Annotated in this window: 1 protein-coding gene; it reads right to left on the bottom strand. The window is 70.4% G+C overall.

Annotated features, from left to right (window positions below; translation table 11 throughout):
* Positions 1-43: 43 nt before the first annotated feature.
* On the bottom strand, positions 44-20,596 hold the full coding sequence (locus tag HED23_RS14600; protein ID WP_238442269.1) for a type I polyketide synthase: 20,553 nt from the start codon (positions 20,594-20,596) through the stop codon (positions 44-46).
* Between the last annotated feature and the right edge of the window lies 1 nt (position 20,597).

Here is a 20,597-nt window from a genome sequence, read left to right as displayed (position 1 = left end):
CCGCTAACCCCTTTGCATAGAACAGAAATACGGTGCCGACCCATCAGGAGGCCCCGAGCTCGTTGTCGATGAATGCCAGGACCTCGTCGGCCGATGCCGCCTGGAGCTTCTCGGCGACCGTGGCCGATGCCCCGTCGCCCGTCGCCGGCTCCTCGTCCCAGCCGGAGAGGATGTCGCGCAGCCGTGCTCCGATCCGGTGCCGCGCGGTGCGGTCCGCGGAGAACGAGGCCAGGGCCTCCTCCAGCCTGTCCAGCTCGGCCAGGACGGGGACGGCCTGCGGCTCGGTGTTCTCACCGACCTCGGTCCGCAGGAAAGCGGCCAGTGCCACCGGTGTCGGATAGTCGAACGCCAGCGTCACCGGAAGGCGCAGCCCCGTGCGCGTACTGAGCCGGTTACGCAGTTCCACGGCGGTCAGTGACTCGAACCCGAGATCCCTGAAGGGCCGCTTGGCTCCGACCGCCTCGATCTCGCTGTGACCGAGCGTCCCGGCTGCCTCGGTGCGTACCAGCTCCAGGAGCATCTGACCGAGTTCGGCCTCGGACAGTTCGGCCACCGTCCTCCGGAACACTGCCGCGCTGTCCGCGGCGCCGTCTCCGGCTTCTTCCGCCGCGCGTGCGAGCTCCCGCATCTGCGGGACGTCGGCGATCAGCGGGCTGGGCCGGACCGAGGCGACCGAGGGCCCGTAGAGCGCCCAGTCGATGTCCGCGATCAGCAGGGACGGGCCGTCCTGCGCCACCGCCCGTCCCAGCGCGGGCAGAGCGGAGGCGGTCGGCAGAACGGTCAGCCCACGGCGGCCCATCCGTTCGGCGAACGTGTCGTCCGAGGTGGCCGGACCGCCCTCGGCCCACGGGCCCCAGGCGATCGACGTGGCCGTCAGACCGAGCGACCTGCGGTGCACGGCGAACGCGTCAAGATAGGCGCTCGCGGCGGCGAAGGCTCCTTGGCCCGCGCCTCCGACGGTACCGGCGATGCCCGAGAACATGACGAAGGCGGTGAGGTCCAAGCCCTCTGTCACCTCGTGCAGGTTCCGGGCGCCGCCCACATGGGCGCGCAGCGCGGCGGCCAGCCGCTCGGGGGTGAGCGCGCCCATGACCGCGTCGTCCAGTTCCCCGGCACCGTGGAGCACCGCGGTGATCCGATCGCCGTCGGCGGTCAGCCGCGCCACCATGCCGTCCAGCGCGTCACGATCCGCCACGTCGCAGGCGGCGACGGTGATCCTGGTGCCCGATCCCTCCAGCTCCTGGATCAGCTCGGCCGCACCCGGTGCATCGGCTCCCCGCCGGCTCAGGAGCACCACGTGCTCTGCGCCGTCACCGCAGAGCCTTCGGGCCAGCTGCCTGCCGATCGCTCCGGTGCCCCCGGTGACGAGCACCGTGCCCTCGGGCGTCCAGGAGCGGCCCGAACCCACCGGGGGCGCCGGCACCAGGCGGCGGGCGAACACGCCGCCCGGACGTACGGCGAGCTGGTCCTCGTCCCCGGCCCCGGCGAGCAGCCCGCACAGCCGCGACAGCGCACGCTCGTCGGGCGCATCGGCGAGATCGATCAACCCGCCCCAGCGCTCGGGGTGTTCGAGAGCGGCCACCCTGCCCATGCCCCAGACCAGGGACTGCGCGGGGCTGATGGAACCGTCATGACCGTTCGTCCGGACGGCGCCCTGGGTCAGACACCACAGGGGCGCCGCGACGGCTGAATCACCGAGCGCCTGTACGAGCGTCACGGTCGCGGCCAGGCCGTTGGTGAGCTCCGGCGTTCCGGCGACCGGCTCCTCGTCCACGGAGCACAGGGACAGGATCCCGGCGACGGCGGTGCGGTCGCCGAGTGTGCCGGCCAGCTCCTGGGACAGCGTCACCCGGTCGAGTACGTCGTCCACGGAGCAGTGCAGGACGTCGGCCCCCTGGGCGCGCATGGCATGGACGACGGCCGGGGCGAGTTCGGCGCTCGCGCCGGTCGTCGAGGCCACGACCAGCCAGCTGCCCGTGAGAGAGGCTGACCCCTCGGCCAGCGGGGCCCAACTGGACCGGTATCGCCACGAGTCGGTGGTGGAGGCCTCACGCCGTTGCTTCCGCCAGGAGGAAAGAGCGGGCAGGACCGCGCCCAGCGACGCCCCCTCGATGTCCAGCGTCCGGGCGAGCGTGGTGAGGTCACCGTGCTCGACGGCCTCCCAGAACTGGGCGTCGACCGGGTCCACGGTGCCCGCAGTGGGAGCGGCCAGGACTTCGGGCCAGTAGTGCCGGCGCTGGAAGGCGTAGGTGGGCAGGTCGACATGGGCAGGCGCACGACCGGCGAACAGGGCATCCCAGTCCAGCTCGACCCCGTGCACGTGTGCTTCTGCCAGGGAGGTCGTGAAGCGGCGGGCTTCGTCCTCGTCACGGCGCAGCGTCCCTAGCGCCACCGCGTCACTGCCGGCGGCCTCGAACGTCTCCTCCAGCCCCACGGCCAGCACCGGGTGCGGGCTGACCTCGACGAACACACTGTGCCCGGCATCCAGCAGAACCCGGGTCGTGTCCTCCAGGAGAACCGTCCGGCGCAGATTGGTGTACCAGTACTCGGCATCCATACCCGCCGTGTCCAGGAGCTCGCCGGTCACAGTGGAGTACAACGGCACCTGCGAGGAACGCGGGGACAGATCCGCCAGCACCTCCAGCAGCCGGCCGTGGATACGCTCCACATGCGCACTGTGCGACGCGTAATCCACATCGATGCGCTTGGCCCGCACACCGTCGGCCTTGCACTCCAGCAACAGCTCCTCAAGCGCGTCACCGTCACCGGAGACCACCACCGAGGACGGGCCGTTCACCGCCGCGACAGAGAGCCGCCCCTCCCAACGGGCGAGCCGCACACGAACCTCATCCGCCGGCTCCCCGACAGACATCATGCCGCCCAAGCCCGACAGCTCCAGGATCGCCCGGCTCCGCAACGCCACGACCCGCGCACCGTCCTCCAGAGACAGCCCACCAGCCACACACACCGCAGCGATCTCACCCTGCGAATGCCCCATCACCGCCGCAGGCACCACACCAGCCGCCCGCCACACCTCGGCCAACGACACCATCACCGCCCACAACACCGGCTGCACCACATCAACCCGGTCCAACCCAGGAACACCCGGCTCCCCACGCAACACACCCAGCAACGACCAGTCCGTGTGCACGGACAACGCCGCCGCACACTCCCGGATCCGCGCCGCGAACACATCCGAGGACTCCAGCAGACCCGCAGCCATACCCGCCCACTGCGAACCCTGACCAGGGAACACGAACACCGGACGCGTCACATCCGCTGCGGCACCCCGCACCACACCCGGCCCGGAACGACCGGCCACCAGCAGCGCGTCCAGTCCCGCCCGGAGCTCGTCCGAGTCCGCGGCGACGATCACCGCACGGTGCTCGAACCGCGACCGGCTCACGGCCAGTGCGTGTGCGAGATCCGGCACCGAGAGCGCCGGCGCGTCCGCCACGGCCTGTGCCAGACGCGCGGCCTGGTCGCGCAGCGCGCCCTCCGACTTCCCGGAGAGCACGAACGGCAACGCGGTGCCGGCCGGGGGCCCGGACTCGACTGCGGCTGCGGCGTCGTCGTCCGGCGCCTGCTCGAGGATGACGTGCGCGTTCGTGCCACTGATACCGAACGACGAAACTCCCGCACGCCTGGCCTCGCCCGTCTCCGGCCAGGGCGTCGACTCGGTCAGCAGCTCGACAGCACCCGCCGCCCAGTCCACCTGCGAGGACGGAGTGTCCACGTGCAGGGTCCGGGGCAGCACACCGTGGCGGATGGCCTGCACCATCTTGATGATGCCTGCGACGCCCGCCGCGGACTGCGAGTGCCCGATGTTCGACTTGACGGACCCCAGCAGCAGCGGCCGGTCGTCCGTGCGCTCGCGCCCGTAGGTGGCGAGCAGCGCCTGCGCCTCGATCGGGTCACCCAGCTTCGTACCCGTACCGTGCGCCTCCACCGCGTCGACCCGCTCCGGGGAGAGCCCGGCATTCGCCAGAGCCTGTCGGATCACACTCTGCTGCGAGGGTCCGTTCGGCGCCGTCAGGCCGTTGCTCGCACCGTCCTGGTTGACCGCCGACCCTCTCACCACCGCCAGCACCCTGTGCCCGTTGCGCCGCGCGTCGGAGAGCCGCTCCACGAGCACCATGCCGGCGCCCTCGGACCACCCCGTGCCGTCGGCCGTATCGGCGAAGGCCTTGCAGCGGCCGTCGGCCGCCAGACCGCGCTGGCGGGAGAACTCGGCGAAGATGCCCGGGTTCGTCAGCACCGTCACACCGCCGGCCAGCGCCATGGAGCATTCGCCCGACCGCAGGGCCTGCGTCGCCAGGTGCAGAGCCACCAACGAGGACGAGCACGCCGTGTCCACCGTGACGGCCGGGCCCTCGAAACCGAAGGTGTAGGAGACGCGACCGGAGATGACGCTGGTCGCGTTACCGGTCAGCAGGTGGCCTTCGGTCCCCTCCGGCAGCCGCATCCCGGCCCCGTAGCTGGACGAGGCGGTACCCGCGAAGACTCCGATGTGATGGCCCCGCACGGACGTGGGGTCGATCCCGGCGTGCTCGAACGCCTCCCATGAGATTTCGAGCAGCAGCCGCTGCTGTGGGTCCATCGCCACGGCTTCACGGGGCGAGATCCCGAAGAAGCCGGGGTCGAATTCCGCGACGTCGTAGAGGAACCCGCCCTCGAGCGTCGTCGACCCGCCGTCCTCGCCGGCCGCCGCGTACAGGCTGTCCAGGTCCCAGCCGCGGTCGGTCGGGAAACCGGATATTCCGTCCCCGCCCGTGGCGACCAGCCGCCACAGGTCGTCGGCGCTCGCCACCCCACCGGCGTACCGGCAGCTCATGCCGACGATCGCGATCGGGTCGTCGTCCGCCGCCGCAGCGGTCGGCAGGGCTACGGGGGCCTCGGGCTGTGTGCCCAGGACCTCTCCGAGTACGAAGTCGGAAAGGGCCGCCGGAGTGGGATAGTCGAAGATCAGCGTCGCGGGGAGCCGTAGGCCCGTGACCGCGTCGAGCCGGTTACGCAGCTCCACGGCGGTCAGTGAGTCGAAGCCCAGATCCTTGAACGGCCGGTCGACGCCCACCGTTTCGGTACCGCTGTGGCCGAGCACCGCTGCGACCTGGGCACGCACGACATCCAGCAGGGCGGTGCCGCGTTCCTCCCGGGTGAGCCCCGCGAGCTTCTGCAGCAACTTGAGTGAGCCGGCTGCGGATCCCGCCCTGCGGCGTGAGCTCGTACGGACCAGTCCGCGGAACACCCCCGCGAGGGCACCGACGGCAGCCTGTGCGCGCAGGGCCACGAGGTCCAGGTGTACGGGCACGAGAGTGGCGTGGCCGCCGGCGAGCGCCGTGTCGAGGAGCGTCAGGCCTTCGTCGGCCGTCAGGGGGACCACTCCGGACCTGCTCATCCTGCTCGTATCGCCGTCGTGCAGACGTCCGACCATGCCGTCGGCGAGGTCCCACGGACCCCAGGCCAGCGACGTGGCGGCCAGCCCACGGCCCGCGCGGTGCTGGGCCAGCGCGTCGAGGAAGGCGTTCGCCGCCGCGTAGTTGCCCTGGCCCAGGGAACCGAAGGTTCCGGCGACCGAGGAGAACAGGACGAACATCGACAGGTCCAACTGCTCGGTGAGCTCGTGGAGGTGTACGGCAGCGTCGACCTTGGGGCGCAGCACGGTGTCCAGCCGCTCGGCGGTCAGGGAGGAGACGACACCGTCGTCGACGACACCGGCCGCGTGCACCACACCCGTCAGCGGACGGTCGGCAGGGATCGAGGCGAGTACGGCAGCCAGCTGCTGCCGGTCGGCCGCGTCACAGGCCGCCAGCTCGACCTCGGCGCCGGCCGCCCTCAGCTCGGCGGCGAGGTCGGCGGCGCCCGGCGCCTCCGGGCCTCGGCGGCTGGTCAGGACCAGGCTGCGGACACCGTGACGGGCCACGAGGTGCCGTGCGACCAGGGCGCCGATGGCGCCGGTCGCTCCCGTGACCAGGACGGTGCCGTGCTCCACCGGTTCGACTGCTTCGGGGCGCGGCGCCGGCCGTGCCAGCCGAGGTGCGAACGCACGGCCCGCACGGATCGCGACCTGGGGTTCGCCTCCCGCCAGGATCGCCGCCAGGGCGCCGGCCGATTCGGCGTGGTCGTCCAGGTCGATGAGCAGCAGCCGGCCGGGGTTCTCGGACTGGGCCGACCGTACGAGCCCCCAGGCGGTGGCACCCGCCAGGTCGTCCGATCCGCCGTCTCCGACGGCGACCGCTCCCTTGGTCACGATTGCCAGGACGGCGTCCGCGAACCGGTCGTCGCTCAGCCACTCCTGCACGGTTCCGAGAACCACATGACCGGTGGCGTGCGTACGGGAGGCCAGATCGTCGTCGGCGACATCCGGGACGCAGAAGACGACGTCGGGTACCTGGTCGAGGTCGGCGAGGCCGGCATGGGCCGTCAGGCCGAGCGGGGCGAGCGCGCCCGGTTCTCCCAGAACGGCCCAGGTACCCGCGACGGCGTCGGACGGCAGCTTCACCGGCGCCCATTCGAGGGCGAAGAGCGAATCCCGCTCGCCGGAGTCGGTCCGGAGCTGATCCGGCGTCACCGGAGTCAGTACCACGGACTCCGCCGCGGCTACCGGCTCACCGGTCTCGTCGGCCATGAAGACGGCGACGCCCTGTTCCGCCGGGCGAATCAGCACACGCAGGGCCTTCGCGCCCACAGCGGACAGTGTCACGCCGGACCACGAGGACGGCAGACCACCGGAGGCCGGGTGGCAGGCTGCGGCCAGCAGAGCGGGATGCAGACCGAACCCCTGGGTGTCCGTGTCCTCGTCGAGCGCGATCTCGGCGAACACCTCATCGCCTCGGCGCCATACCGAGTGCACTCCACGGAAGACGGGCCCGAAGTCGTATCCGGCGTCGGCCAGATCGTCGTACATGCCCTGCACCGGTACAGGGGCGGCGTCCTTCGGTGGCCACACCTCGAACTCCGGTGCCGAGGTCGGAAGTTCCTGCGCCGTGGCCAGTACACCTGCGGCGTGCAGCGTCCAGTCCGTCTCCGGGCCGCCCGCCGTGGGCCGTGCGTACACCTCGACCTTGCGCCGTCCGGTGCCGTCGTCCGCCGCGACGACCAGCTGGACGCCGACCGACGTGTGCTCGGGGAGGACCAGTGGAGTACGTACGGTCATCGATTCCAGCAGTTCGGCGCCGAACCGCTCGCCCGCGTGGAGCGCCAGCTCCACGAAGGCGGTACTCGGGACGACGACGGAACCCAGCACCAAGTGGTCACCGAGCCAGGCGTGCGACTCGACCGACAGCCGTCCGGTGAACAGGAACCCGTCGGTACCGGCCAGCCGTACGCCGGCCCCCAGCAGCGGGTGATCGGAGCGGCCCATACCGGCCGCCGCCATGTCCCCGAGGGGCGCAGCGGGCGCGGAGAGCCAGAACCGCTCGTGCTGGAAGGCGTAGGTGGGCAGGTCGATGCGGCGGGCGCCGGTACCGGCGAAGTACGCCGCCCAGTCGACGGACCTTCCGCGTACGTGGAGTTCGGCGAGGGCGGTGACGAGCGTCCGGGCCTCGTCGCGGTCCTTGCGGAGAACCGGGAAGAACGCGGAGTCCTCGATGCAGTCCTGACCCATCGCGGACAGCACACCGTCCGGACCAAGCTCCAGGAACGTGGCCACGCCCTGGTCCTGGAGCGCACGCATCCCGTCCACGAAACGGACCGCGTCACGGACATGGCGCACCCAGTAGTCCGCCGAGCAGACCTCGTCGCCCGACACCACCTCACCGGTGACGTTGGAGACGATCCCGATCTCAGGCCGATGGAAGGTCAGAGATTCCGCCACCGCGCGGAAGTCGTCCAGCATCGCGTCCATGCGAGGCGAGTGGAACGCATGGCTCACCCGCAGCCGCTTGGTCTTACGACCCTCCGCCTCGAAATGCGCGGCAATCGCCAGGACCGCGTCCTCGTCACCGGAAACCACCGTCGCAGAGGGCCCGTTCAGTGCGGCGATGGACACGCCGTCCGTCAGCACCGGCAGGACTTCGTCCTCCGTCGCCTGGAGCGAGACCATCGCCCCACCCGCCGGCAACGCCTGCATCAGACGACCACGCGCCGCCACCAGCTTCGCCGCATCCTCAAGCGACAGCACCCCAGCGACGTGCGCGGCCGACAGCTCGCCGATCGAATGACCCAGAAGGTAATCCGGCTTCACACCCCACGCAGAGACCAGGCGGAACAGCGCAACTTCGAGAGCGAACAGCCCAGCCTGGGTGAACTGCGTCTGATCCAGCAGTTCACCACCCTCGAACACCACATCCCGGACCGGACGGTCCAAGTGCCGGTCCAGCTCCGCACACACCGCATCAAACGCATCCGCGAACACCGGATAGGACCCATACAGCTCACGACCCATACCCGACCGCTGCGCACCCTGACCCGAGAACAACACCGCCGACCGGCCTGGCGAGACCGCACCCCTGACCGTCCGGTCACCGACGACCACCGCGCGGTGCTCCAACCGTGCGCGTGTCGTCACCAACGAGAACCCGACATCCAGTGGATTCCGATCGTCGGCGAACGCCGAGACCCGCTCCACCTGCGCATCGAGCGCCTCGGCCGACTTCGCCGACACCACCCACGGCACCACCGGCACCGAGACGTCCACCGAGGACTGCGCGGCCTCGCTCTCCGGAGCCTGCTCCAGGATCACGTGCGCATTCGTCCCGCTGATCCCGAAGGACGACACCGCCGCACGCCGTGCGTCGGCCGTCTCCGGCCACGCCACCGGCTCCGTCAGCAGCTCCACCGAGCCCGCCGACCAGTCGACGTGGGACGTCGGCTCGTCCACGTGGAGGGTGCGGGGCAACAGCCCGTGGCGCATGGCCTGCACCATCTTGATCACACCGGCCACACCTGCGGCAGCCTGCGTGTGACCGATGTTCGACTTGATGGACCCCAGCAGCAGTGGCCTGCCCTCCGGTCGCTCCTGCCCGTACGTCGCCAGCAGTGCCTGTGCCTCGATCGGGTCGCCCAGCCGCGTGCCCGTACCGTGCGCGTCGACGGCATCGATGTGCCCGGCTTCGACTCCCGCGTTCGCCAGCGCCTGGCGGATGACCCGTTGCTGCGAGGGCCCGTTCGGGGCTGTCAGGCCGTTCGACGCACCGTCCTGGTTCACGGCTGAACCGCGTACGACAGCGAGCACACGGTGCCCGTTGCGCTGCGCGTCCGAGAGCCGTTCCACCAGCACCATGCCGGCGCCCTCGGACCACCCCGTGCCGTCCGCCGCCTCGGCGAACGGCTTGCAACGGCCGTCCGGTGCCAGCCCGCGCTGACGGCTGAACTCGATGAAGATGCCGGGGTCGGCCATGATCGTGACACCGCCGGCCAGTGCCATGGTGCACTCACCCTGACGCAGCGCCTGCACCGCGAGGTGAAGGGCCACCAGCGAGGACGAGCACGCCGTGTCCACCGTGACGGCGGGGCCCTCGAGGCCGAAGGTGTACGACACCCGACCGGACACGACGCTGGTCGCGCTGCCGGTCAGGGCGTTCCCTTCGAAGCCTTCGGGCAGTTGCGCCCCGGCGCCGTAGGCGGACGACGACGCACCGGCGAACACTCCGGTCGCGCTCCCGCGCATTTCGGCGGGGTCGATGCCCGCGGATTCGAACGTCTCCCAGGCGGTCTCCAGCAGCAGTCTCTGCTGGGGGTCCATTCCAAGGGCCTCACGGGGCGAGATCCCGAAGAAGCCGGGGTCGAAGGCGCTCGCGCCGGTCAGGAATCCACCGTCGCGCACGGTGACGAGCTGTTCGGCGCCCGCCTCCGGTTCCGGGGTGTTCAGCCGGTCGGCGTGCCAGCCGCGGTCGTCGGGGAACCCGGTGATCGCGTCTCCGTCGTCGAGGAGCAGCCGCCACAGGTCGTCGGGCGAGTTCACCTCGCCGGGGAACCGGCAGCTCATCCCGACGATCGCGATCGGGTCGTCACCGGCGGCCGTGAGAATCGCGCTCGCGTTCTCCGGTACGACGACGCCCAGTATCTCGGTCAGCAGGAATCCGGCGAGTGCGGCGGGCGTGGGGTAGTCGAAGACGAGGGTCGCGGGCAGCCGGAGGCCCGTCGCGGCATTCAGCCGGTTGCGCAGCTCCACCGCTGTGAGGGAGTCGACGCCCAGCTCCTTGAACTGCTTGTCACCGTCGACCGTCTCCGCGCCCGCATGGCCGAGTACGGAGGCCGCCTGGGCCCGTACGAGGTCCAGAAGCTCCCGGTCGCGCTCCTGCGGGGCGAGCCCGGCGAGGCGCTGCCCCAGGGTGGACGCACCCGTCGCGACGGCGGCCGGAGCCCGGCGCCGGCCGGATGTACGGACCAGTCCGCGGAACACTCCGGGCAGCGCACCTGCGGCGGCCTGCGTCTGGAGGGCAATGAGGTCAAGGCCGACCGGCACCAGGGCTGCCCGTGGAGAGGCCAGCGCGGCGTCGAAGAGGGCGAGTCCCTGTTCGTCCGAGAGCGGGAGGACGCCGGAACGCACCATACGGTCCACGTCGGAGCCGTCGAGCTGTCCGAGCATCCCGTCGGTGGTGGCCCAGGGGCCCCACGCCACTGAGGTCGCCGCCAGCCCCGCGCCACGGCGCTGCTGGGCGAGACCGTCGAGGAAGGCGTTGGCCGCCGCGTAGTTCGCCTGGCCGGGTCCGCCGAAGACGCCTGCCACCGAGGAGAACGTGACGAACATCGAGAGGTCGAGCCCTGCGGTGAGCTCATGCAGGTGGACCGCGCCTTCGACCTTGGGACTCAACACGGTGTCGAGGCTCTCGCCCGTCATGGACGACACCACACCGTCGTCGAGGACTCCCGCGGCGTGCACGACCCCGGTCAGCGGCCGGTCCTCGGGCACGGCTGCCAGGACGGCTGCCAGTTGGCCGCGGTCGGTGACATCACAGGCGGCCAGCACGACGTCGGCTCCGGCCTCGGTCAGTTCGGCGGCGAGCGCGGCCGCGCCGGCCGCCGATGCCCCGCGACGGCCCGTCAGCACGAGGCTGCGCACTCCGTGCTCGGCCACGAGGTGGCGTGCGACCAGTCCACCGAGGGCGCCGGTGGCTCCGGTCACCAGGACCGTTCCGTGCCGCTCCACCGGTTCGGGCACGGTCAGGACGACCTTGCCGACGTGGCGTGCCTTGGCCAGGAAGCGGAACGCCTCCGGAGCCTGCCGCACGTCCCAGGTACGGATCGGCAGCGGCTTGAGCGCGCCGCTGTCGAAGAGCGCGAGCACCTCGGCCATCAGCTGACCGATCCGCTCGGGGCCGGCCTCGATGAGGTCGAAGGCCTGATAGGCGACGCCGGGGAAGTTCTCGGCGATCACCTCCGCGTCCCGGATGTCGGTCTTGCCCATCTCCATGAACCGGCCGCCACGCGGCAGCAGTCGCAGTGACGCGTCCACGAACTCCCGGGCGAGGGAGTCCAGGACGACATCGACGCCGCGTCCTTCGGTGACGTCGAGGAACTGTCCTTCGAAGTCGAGTGTGCGCGAGGAGGCGATGTGTGCGTCGTCCAGCCCGAGCGAGCGCACCACGTCCCACTTGCCGCTGCTCGCGGTTCCGAAGACCTCGGCACCCAGGTGCTGCGCGAGTTGCACGGCTGCCATGCCGACACCGCCTGCGGCAGCGTGCACCAGGACCGACTCGCCGGGTTGCAGTCGTCCCAGGTCGACGAGCGCGTAATAGGCGGTCATGAAGACCACCGGGGCCGATGCCGCCTCGGTGAAGGACCAGCCGTCCGGGATACGGGCCAATGTGCGGCGGTCGGTGACCGCAACCGGCCCGAACGCCCCGGAGAACAGGCCCATCACGCGATCGCCGGGCTCCAGCCCGGTGACCCCGGGTCCGGTCTCCAGGACGATTCCGGCGCCCTCGATACCCATGGTCGCGTCACCGGGGTAGACGCCCAGCGCGATGAGGACGTCGCGGAAGTTCAGACCTGCGGCACGCATGCCGACCCGTACCGCCCCTGGGGCGAGGGGCTCGGCAACGTCGGGGCAGCCGGCGAGCGAGAGGTTCTCGAGAGTGCCCTTCTCCGCGATGTCCAGCCGCCACGGGGCGTCCCCGGACGGCGGTACGAGGGACTCCCCGGCCGAAGGACGGCCCAGCCTTGGTACGAACACGTCACCGGCACGGATGGCGAGCTGCGGCTCGCCCGTGGCCAGTGCGGGGAGGAGCGTGGCGTGGGAGTCGTCGAGATCCACGAGGACCAGCCGGCCGGGGTTCTCGGACTGCGCCGAGCGGATCAGGCCCCAGGCCGCCGCTCCGGCCAGGTCGGACAGTTCGTCCTCCCCACGGGGCACGACCGCCCCGCAGGTCGCGACCACCAGCAAGGCGTCGGCGAAGCGGGCATCGGCCAGCCATTCCTGGACCAGCGCGAGCAGCTCGTGCACACTCCGGCGCACGTCGGACGCCAGGTCGTCACCGGCATCGCCGCCGTGCGTGACGAGGACGAGGCCGACGGCCGGGTCCACGGCTGCCAGCTCCGCGCAAGGCTCGGCTCCCAGGGCAACCGGCCAGCCCTCACCGATCACGGCCCACCGTCGGGCGGGACCGTCCGACGGCAGCGGCGGCACGGAGAGGGGCGTCCATTCGAGGTGGAACAACGCGTCCTGATCGGCTCCGGGTGCCGTGAGTTGCTCTGCGGTCACCGGACGCAGAACCAGCGACTCGACGTGTGCGACCGGCGAACCGGAACCGTCGGCGGCCAGCAGGCGGACGCCCGACGCCGTGGGGGTGATCCGCACCCGCAGCACGGAAGCGCCGACCGCGTACACGGAGACGCCCGACCAGGCGAACGGCAGGCCGACCCCCGGCGCATCGCCCTGGGACTCGCCACCGCCGTTCAGCCCCATCGCGTGCAGGGCGGAGTCGAGCAGGGCGGGGTGCAGACCGAAGCGCTCGGCCTCGGCACCGTCGGGCAGCGAGACCTCGGCGAAGATGTCCTCGCCACGGCGCCAGGCGGCCCGCAGCCCTTGGAACACGGGGCCGTAGCCGTAGCCGTGCTCGGCCAGGGCCTCGTAGTGCCCGTCGACGGACACGGCGACAGCGTCGCGGGGCGGCCAGTCGGCCAGCTCCTGATCGCTGACCTCGGCGCCCGCAGGGGCCAGCACGCCGGCCGCGTGCTCCTGCCAAGGCAGGGCGCCGTCCTCACCTTCGGCGGGCCGGGAGTACAAGGCGACGGAACGCTTGCCTTCCGCGTCCTCCGGGCCCACGGTCAGCTGTACGGCGACTCCGCCGTGTTCAGGCAGCACCAGCGGGGTCTGGAGCGTCAGCTCCTCGAGGAGACCGCAACCGACGTGTTCGCCGGCTTGCAGGACAAGTTCCACGTAGGCCGTGCCCGGGAGCAGGACCGCGCCCAGCACGGCGTGGTCACCGAGCCACGGATGTGTCTGCAGCGACAGGCGGCCGGTCATGATCAGCCCGTCCGCGTCGGCCCGCGTCATCGCAGCACCGAGCATCGGGTGTCCGACAGGGCGCAGTCCGAACGCGGAGACGTCACCCATCCACCGTGCTGCGGCGGCGGGCCAGTAGTGCTCGCGCTGGAAGGCGTAGGTGGGCAGGTCGATGCGGCGGGCACCGGTACCGGCGAAGTACGCCGCCCAGTCGACGGACCCTCCGCGTACGTGGAGTTCGGCGAGGGCGGTGACGAGCGTCCGGGCCTCGTCGCGGTCCTTGCGGAGAACCGGGAAGAACGCGGAGTCCTCGATGCAGTCCTGGCCCATCGCGGACAGCACACCGTCCGGACCAAGCTCCAGGAACACGGTCACGCCCTGGTCCTGGAGCGCACGCATCCCGTCCACGAAACGGACCGCGTCACGGACATGGCGCACCCAGTAGTCCGCCGAACAGACCTCGTCGCCCGACACCACCTGACCGGTGACGTTCGAAACGATCCCGATCTCAGGCGCGTGGAAGGAAAGACCTTCGGCCACCGCGCGGAAATCGTCCAGCATCGCGTCCATACGAGGCGAGTGGAACGCATGGCTCACCCGAAGCCGCTTGGTCTTACGACCCTCCGCCTCGAAGTGCCCAGCGATCGCGAGGACCGCGTCCTCGCCACCGGAAACCACCGTGGCCGAGGGCCCGTTGAGCGCGGCGATGGACACGTGCTCGGTCAGCAGCGGCAGGACTTCCGCCTCGGTGGCCTGGAGCGAGACCATCGCCCCACCCGCCGGCAACGCCTGCATCAAACGACCACGCGCCGCCACCAGCACCGCGGCGTCTTCAAGCGACAACACCCCGGCGACGTGCGCAGCCGACAACTCACCGATCGAATGACCCAGAAGGTAATCCGGCTTCACACCCCACGCAGAGACCAGGCGGAACAACGCCACTTCGAGAGCGAACAGCCCCGCCTGCGTGAACTGCGTCTGATCCAGCAGCTCACCACCACCGAACACCACATCCCGGACCGGACGGTCCAGATGCCGGTCCAGCTCCGCACACACCGCATCAAAAGCATCCGCAAACACCGGATAGGACTCGTACAGCTCACGGCCCATACCCGACCGCTGCGCACCCTGACCCGAGAACAACACACCCGTACGCCCCGGGGCCACCGACCCCACGATCGTCCGGTCCCCCACAACCACCGCACGGTGCTCCAACCGCGCACGCGTCGTCACCAACGAGAACCCGACATCCAGAGGATTCCGATCGTCGGCGAACGCCGACAACCTCTCCACCTGCGCATCGAGCGCCTCGGCCGACTTCGCCGACACCACCCACGGCACCACCGGCACCGATGCGCCGGCCCTGTCGACCCTCTGCACATCAGGAGCCTGCTCCAGAATGATGTGCGCGTTAGTACCACTGATACCGAACGACGACACACCCGCCCGCCGCAGCTCACCCGTCTCCGGCCACGCCACCGACTCCGTCAGCAGCTCCACCGAGCCCGCCGACCAGTCCACATGCGACGACGGCTCATCCACATGCAACGTCTGCGGCAGCACACCGTGCCGCATCGCCAGCACCATCTTGATGATCCCGGCCACACCGGCCGCCGCCTGCGTATGACCGATGTTCGACTTGATCGACCCCAGCAGCAGCGGCCGTTCGTTTAGCCGCTCCTGTCCGTATGTGGCGAGCAGTGCCTGCGCCTCGATGGGGTCGCCCAGTGTCGTACCCGTGCCGTGTGCCTCGACCACGTCCACCTGCGCAGGCTCCAGACCGGCGCTGATCAGTGCCTGGTGGATGACCCGCTGCTGCGCGGGGCCGTTGGGTGCGGTCAGTCCGTTGGACGCACCGTCCTGGTTCACCGCGCTGCCCCGCACCACAGCCAGCACCTCATGGCCGTTGCGCCGCGCGTCCGAGAGCCGCTCCACCAGGAGCATGCCCACGCCCTCACCCCAGCCGGTGCCGTCCGCGGCCTCAGCGAACGCCTTGCACCGGCCGTCCACGGCGAGACCGCCCTGCCGGGAGAACTCCACGAAGGCACCTGGCATCGACATGACGGTCACACCGCTGGCCAGGGCCATGGTGCACTCGCCTTCCCTCAGCGCCTGCGCGGCGAGGTGCAGGGCTACCAGGGACGACGAGCAGGCTGTGTCCACCGTCACCGCCGGGCCTTCGAGACCCAGGGTGTACGCGATACGCCCGGACAGGACGCTGGCAGAGCTTCCGGTGGCGCCGTATCCGACGACGGAGTCGCCCGCCCCGCCCAGGACGTAGCCGTAATCCTGTCCGTTGGTACCGGTGAACACACCGACTCGGTCGCCCTTGAGGGACGTCGGGTCGATGCCGGCCCGCTCGAAGACCTCCCACGACGCCTCGAGCAGCAGTCGCTGCTGAGGGTCCATCGCCAGCGCCTCACGCGGGGAGATCCCGAAGAAGTCGGGGTCGAACTCCGCCGCGTCGTGCAGGAATCCGCCTTGCGCGACGTAGGACGTCCCCACGCTCTCGGGGTCGGGGTCATAGAGCGCACCCACGTCCCAGTTGCGGTCCTCCGGGAAGCCTGAGATGCCGTCGCCTCCGGATTCGAGCAGCGCCCACAGCTCTTCGGGAGACGCCACGCCGCCGGGGAACCGGCAGCTCATCCCTACGATGACGATCGGGTCCTCGGCATACTCCTTGGTCACCGATGCAGTACCTCGTGTCTCTGCCACCTCCCCGAACACCTCGGTGCGGATGTGGCCCGCGAGCACCACAGGGGTCGGATAGTCGAAGATCAGTGTCGAGGGCAGGGAGAGACCGGTCGCCGCCGTAAGCCTGTTGCGCAGCTCGACGGCGGTGAGTGAGTCGAAGCCGAGCTGCTGGAAGGCACGGTCGGAGGGCACGTCCTCCGCGCTGCGGTGTCCCAGTACGACCGCGGCCTCACGGCGGACGAGTTCGAGCAGTTCCGCATCACGTTCCGGTGCGGCGAGAACTGCCAGGTGCTGCTTGAAGGCCGATTCCTCTGCCGGGGCCTCGGCGCGCTCCAGTATCTGCCGCACCTCGGGCAGACCGTCGAGGAGCGGGCTAGGCCGCAGGGCCGTGAAGGCGGGCGCGAAGAGTTCCCAGTCGACGTCGGCGACCGCAACGTGCACGTCGTCCTCGGTCAACGCCCGGTGCAGCGCGGTGATCGCCGTCGAAGGAGCCATCGTGGTCAGGCCGCGTCGCCGTAGTTCTGCTTCGCCGATGTCCTCGATCATGCCGCCCTGTCCCCAGGGTCCCCAGGCGATGGAGGTGGCGGTCAGGCCACGGGCCCGCCGCCCCTCGGCCAGGGCGTCGAGGTGCGCGTTCGCCGCCGCATAGGCGGCGTGGCCGCCGCTGCCCCATACGGCGCTGATCGACGAGAACAGCACGAACGCGTCGAGCGTCCGGTCACCGAAGACCGCGTCCAGGTTGTCCGCACCCATCACCTTGGCACGCAGCACACCCGCGAACTCGTCCCCGGTCATACCCACCAGGCCGGTCATCTGACCGACACCAGCCGCATGGAACACCGAGCGCACCGGCCCACCGGACGCCTCGACCTCCTCCACCAGCCCCGCCAGAGCACCCCGGTCACTCACATCACACGCCGCGACCACCACCTCGGCGCCCAGACCCTCCAACTCCTCCACCAACTCCGGCGCAGCCGAACCACCACGACTCACCAGCACCAAACGGCCAGCACCCTCACCCACCGCCCACCGGGCCACATGCCCACCCAGAGCACCCGAACCCCCCGTCACCAACACCGTCCCACCCACAACCACACCCGCACCCGCACCCGCACCCGGGGCACGCACCACACGACGCCCGAACACACCCGAGCCCCGCACCGCCACCTGATCCTCACCACCCCCACCGGCCAGCACACCGCACAACCGGCCCAGCACCCGCTCGTCCACAACAGCCGGAACATCGACCAACCCACCCCACACACCAGGCAACTCCAGCCCAGCCACACGCCCCAGACCCCACACCTGCGCACCCAGCGGATCCACCACACCATCCGCACGCCCCACCGACACCGCACCACTCGTCACACACCACAGACGCACCGGCACATCCACACCGGCCAACACCTGCATCAACCCCAACGTCCCCGCAGCGTCCAACAACGACACCACACCGGACACACCGGCCAACCGCTCCCCCAACACCCCACCATCGACAACCCCGTCGACCACCAGCAACCCCGCACCACGAGCCACCAGCCCCGACACCACCGGACCATCCACACCACCCGGCCCACACACCACCAGCCAACCACCCGCAAGCGACTCCGACACCACACCCGCGACCGACTTCCACACCACCCGATAACGCCAGGAGTCCACGGTGGAGAGTTCACGTGACTGGCGGCGCCAGGACGAGAGAACAGGCATGACGTCGCGGAGCGACCCGATGTCGGTCGAGTCCAGCGTCAGGGCCAAGGCGTCGAGATCACCGCTCTCGACGGCATCCCAGAAACGGTGGTCCGACGTCGAGCCGGCGCTGTCCTCGGCCACCAGGGCGACCGGGGCGGTCTCCGGCCAGTAGCGCTCGTGCTGGAAGGCGTAGGTCGGCAGCTCCAGCCGGGCCGCACCGGAACGCGCGAAGTACGCCTCCCACGCGATCGGCACACCACGCACGTGTGCCTCTGCCAGCGCCTTCACCAGCGACTGCGGCTCGTCGCGGTCCTTGCGAAGGACCGCGACGAACGCCGACTCCGCCGACTCCTCGATGCAGTCCTGGCCAATCGCGGACAGCACACCGTCCGGACCCAACTCCAGGAATGTGGCCACGCCTTGGTCCTGGAGCGCACGCATCCCGTCCACGAAACGGACTGCCTCACGGACATGACGTACCCAGTACTCGGAAGTACAGATCTCGTCCGCCGACACAACCTGACCGGTGACGTTCGAAACGATCCCGATCTCAGGCGCGTGGAAGGAAAGACCCTCGGCAACCGCACGGAAATCGTCCAGCATGGCATCCATACGGGGCGAGTGGAACGCGTGGCTGACCCGCAGCCGCTTGGTCTTACGGCCCTCCGCCTCGAATTGCGCGGCGATCGCGAGAACGGCGTCCTCGTCACCGGAAACCACGGTCGCGGAAGGGCCGTTGAGCGCTGCGATGGACACGCCGTCCGTCAGCACCGGCAGGACCTCGTCCTCCGTCGCCTGGAGCGAGACCATCGCCCCACCCGCCGGCAACGCCTGCATCAGACGACCACGCGCCGCCACCAGCTTCGCCGCATCCTCCAGCGACAACACCCCGGCCACGTGCGCGGCCGACAGCTCGCCGATCGAATGACCCAGCAGGTAATCCGGCTTCACGCCCCATGCAGAGACCAGGCGGAACAAGGCCACTTCGAGAGCGAACAGCCCAGCCTGGGTGAACTGCGTCTGATCCAGCAGCTCACCACCCTCGAACACCAGATCCCGGATCGGCTGGTCCAAGTGCCGGTCCAGCTCCGCGCACACCGCATCGAACGCATCCGCGAACACCGGATAGGACCCATACAGCTCACGGCCCATACCCGACCGCTGCGCACCCTGACCCGAGAACAAAACCGCCGACCGGCCTTCGACCACCTCGCCCCGCACGGACCGGTCACCGATCAGTACAGCACGGTGCTCCAACGCCGCACGCGTCGTCACCAGCGAGAACCCGACATCCACCGGATCCCGGCCCTCGGCGAACGCCGACAACCGCGCCACCTGTGCATCCAGGCCCGCCTCGGACTTCGCCGACACCACCCACGGCACCACCGGCAGCACGACACCGGCCTCCGTGTCCGCCACGGCTTCGGCCTCCAGCGCCTGCTCCAGGACCACGTGCGCGTTCGTGCCGCTGATCCCGAAGGACGACACGGCGGCCCGGCGTGCCTCGCCCGTCTCCGGCCACGCCACCGACTCCGTCAGCAGCTCCACCGAGCCCGCCGACCAGTCCACCTGCGACGACGGCTCATCCACATGCAACGTGCGCGGCACCACACCGTGCCGCATCGCCATCACCATCTTGATCACACCAGCCACACCGGCGGCGGACTGCGTATGACCGATGTTCGACTTGATCGACCCCAGCAGCAGCGGCCTGCCCTCCGACCGACCCTGCCCGTACGTCGCCAGCAGCGCCTGCGCCTCGATCGGGTCACCCAGCCGGGTACCCGTGCCGTGTCCCTCCACGACGTCGACCTGTGCGGGGGACAGCCTGGCACCGGCCAGCGCCTGGCTGATCACACGCTGCTGGGCGGGGCCGTTCGGCGCGGTCAGACCGTTGGACGCACCGTCCTGGTTCACCGCCGAGCCCCGCACGACCGCCAGCACCTGATGGCCGTTACGCCGCGCGTCGGACAGCCGCTCCAGCAGGAGCATGCCCACGCCTTCGCCCCAGCCGGTGCCGTCCGCGGCCTCGGCGTAAGCCTTGCACCGGCCGTCGGCCGCCAGGCCTCGCTGCCGGGAGAATTCGACGAAGACACCGGGGTTGGACATGACAGTGACGCCGCCGGCCAATGCCTGCGTGCACTCACCGGAGCGCAGCGCCTGGATCGCCCAGTGCATCGCGACGAGCGACGAGGAGCACGCCGTGTCCACCGTCACCGCCGGGCCCTCGAGACCCAACGTGTAGGAGACACGGCCGGACAGCACAGAGGTGACATCCCCTGTGAGCGCGTGCCCGTCCGAGCCGGGCGCCGCTGCCATACCGATGCCGTAACCCTGTGTCGAGGCGCCGATGAAGACACCTGTACGGCTGCCGCGTACGGAGAGCGGGTCGATGCCCGCACGCTCGAACGCCTCCCACGACGTCTCCAGCAGCAGGCGCTGCTGCGGATCCATCGACAGCGCCTCACGCGGCGAGATCCCGAAGAGGCCCGGGTCGAAGTCCGCGGCATCGTAGAGGAAGCCGCCCTCGTTCGCGTACGAAGTCCCCGGGTGCGCATGGTCGGCGTCCGGGTCGTACAGCTTCTCGAGGTCCCAGCCACGGTCGGCGGGGAACCCCGCGACGGCGTCACCTCCGGAGGCCACCAGCTCCCACAGCTGCTCCGGAGAAGCCACCTCCCCCGGATAGCGACAGCTCATCGCGACGATCGCGATGGGTTCGGCTTCGCCGGACTCGACATGGCGAAGTCGCTGGCGAGTCTGCTGGAGCTCGCCGACCACCTTGGTCAGGTACTCGCGCAGCTTCTCTTCGTCCGCCATCAGT

Source organism: Streptomyces pratensis (assembly GCF_016804005.1).
GTDB lineage: Bacteria > Actinomycetota > Actinomycetes > Streptomycetales > Streptomycetaceae > Streptomyces > Streptomyces pratensis_A.
The sequence above is the reverse complement of the archived record's forward strand: the minus strand, read 5'-3'. Positions and strand labels throughout refer to the sequence as shown.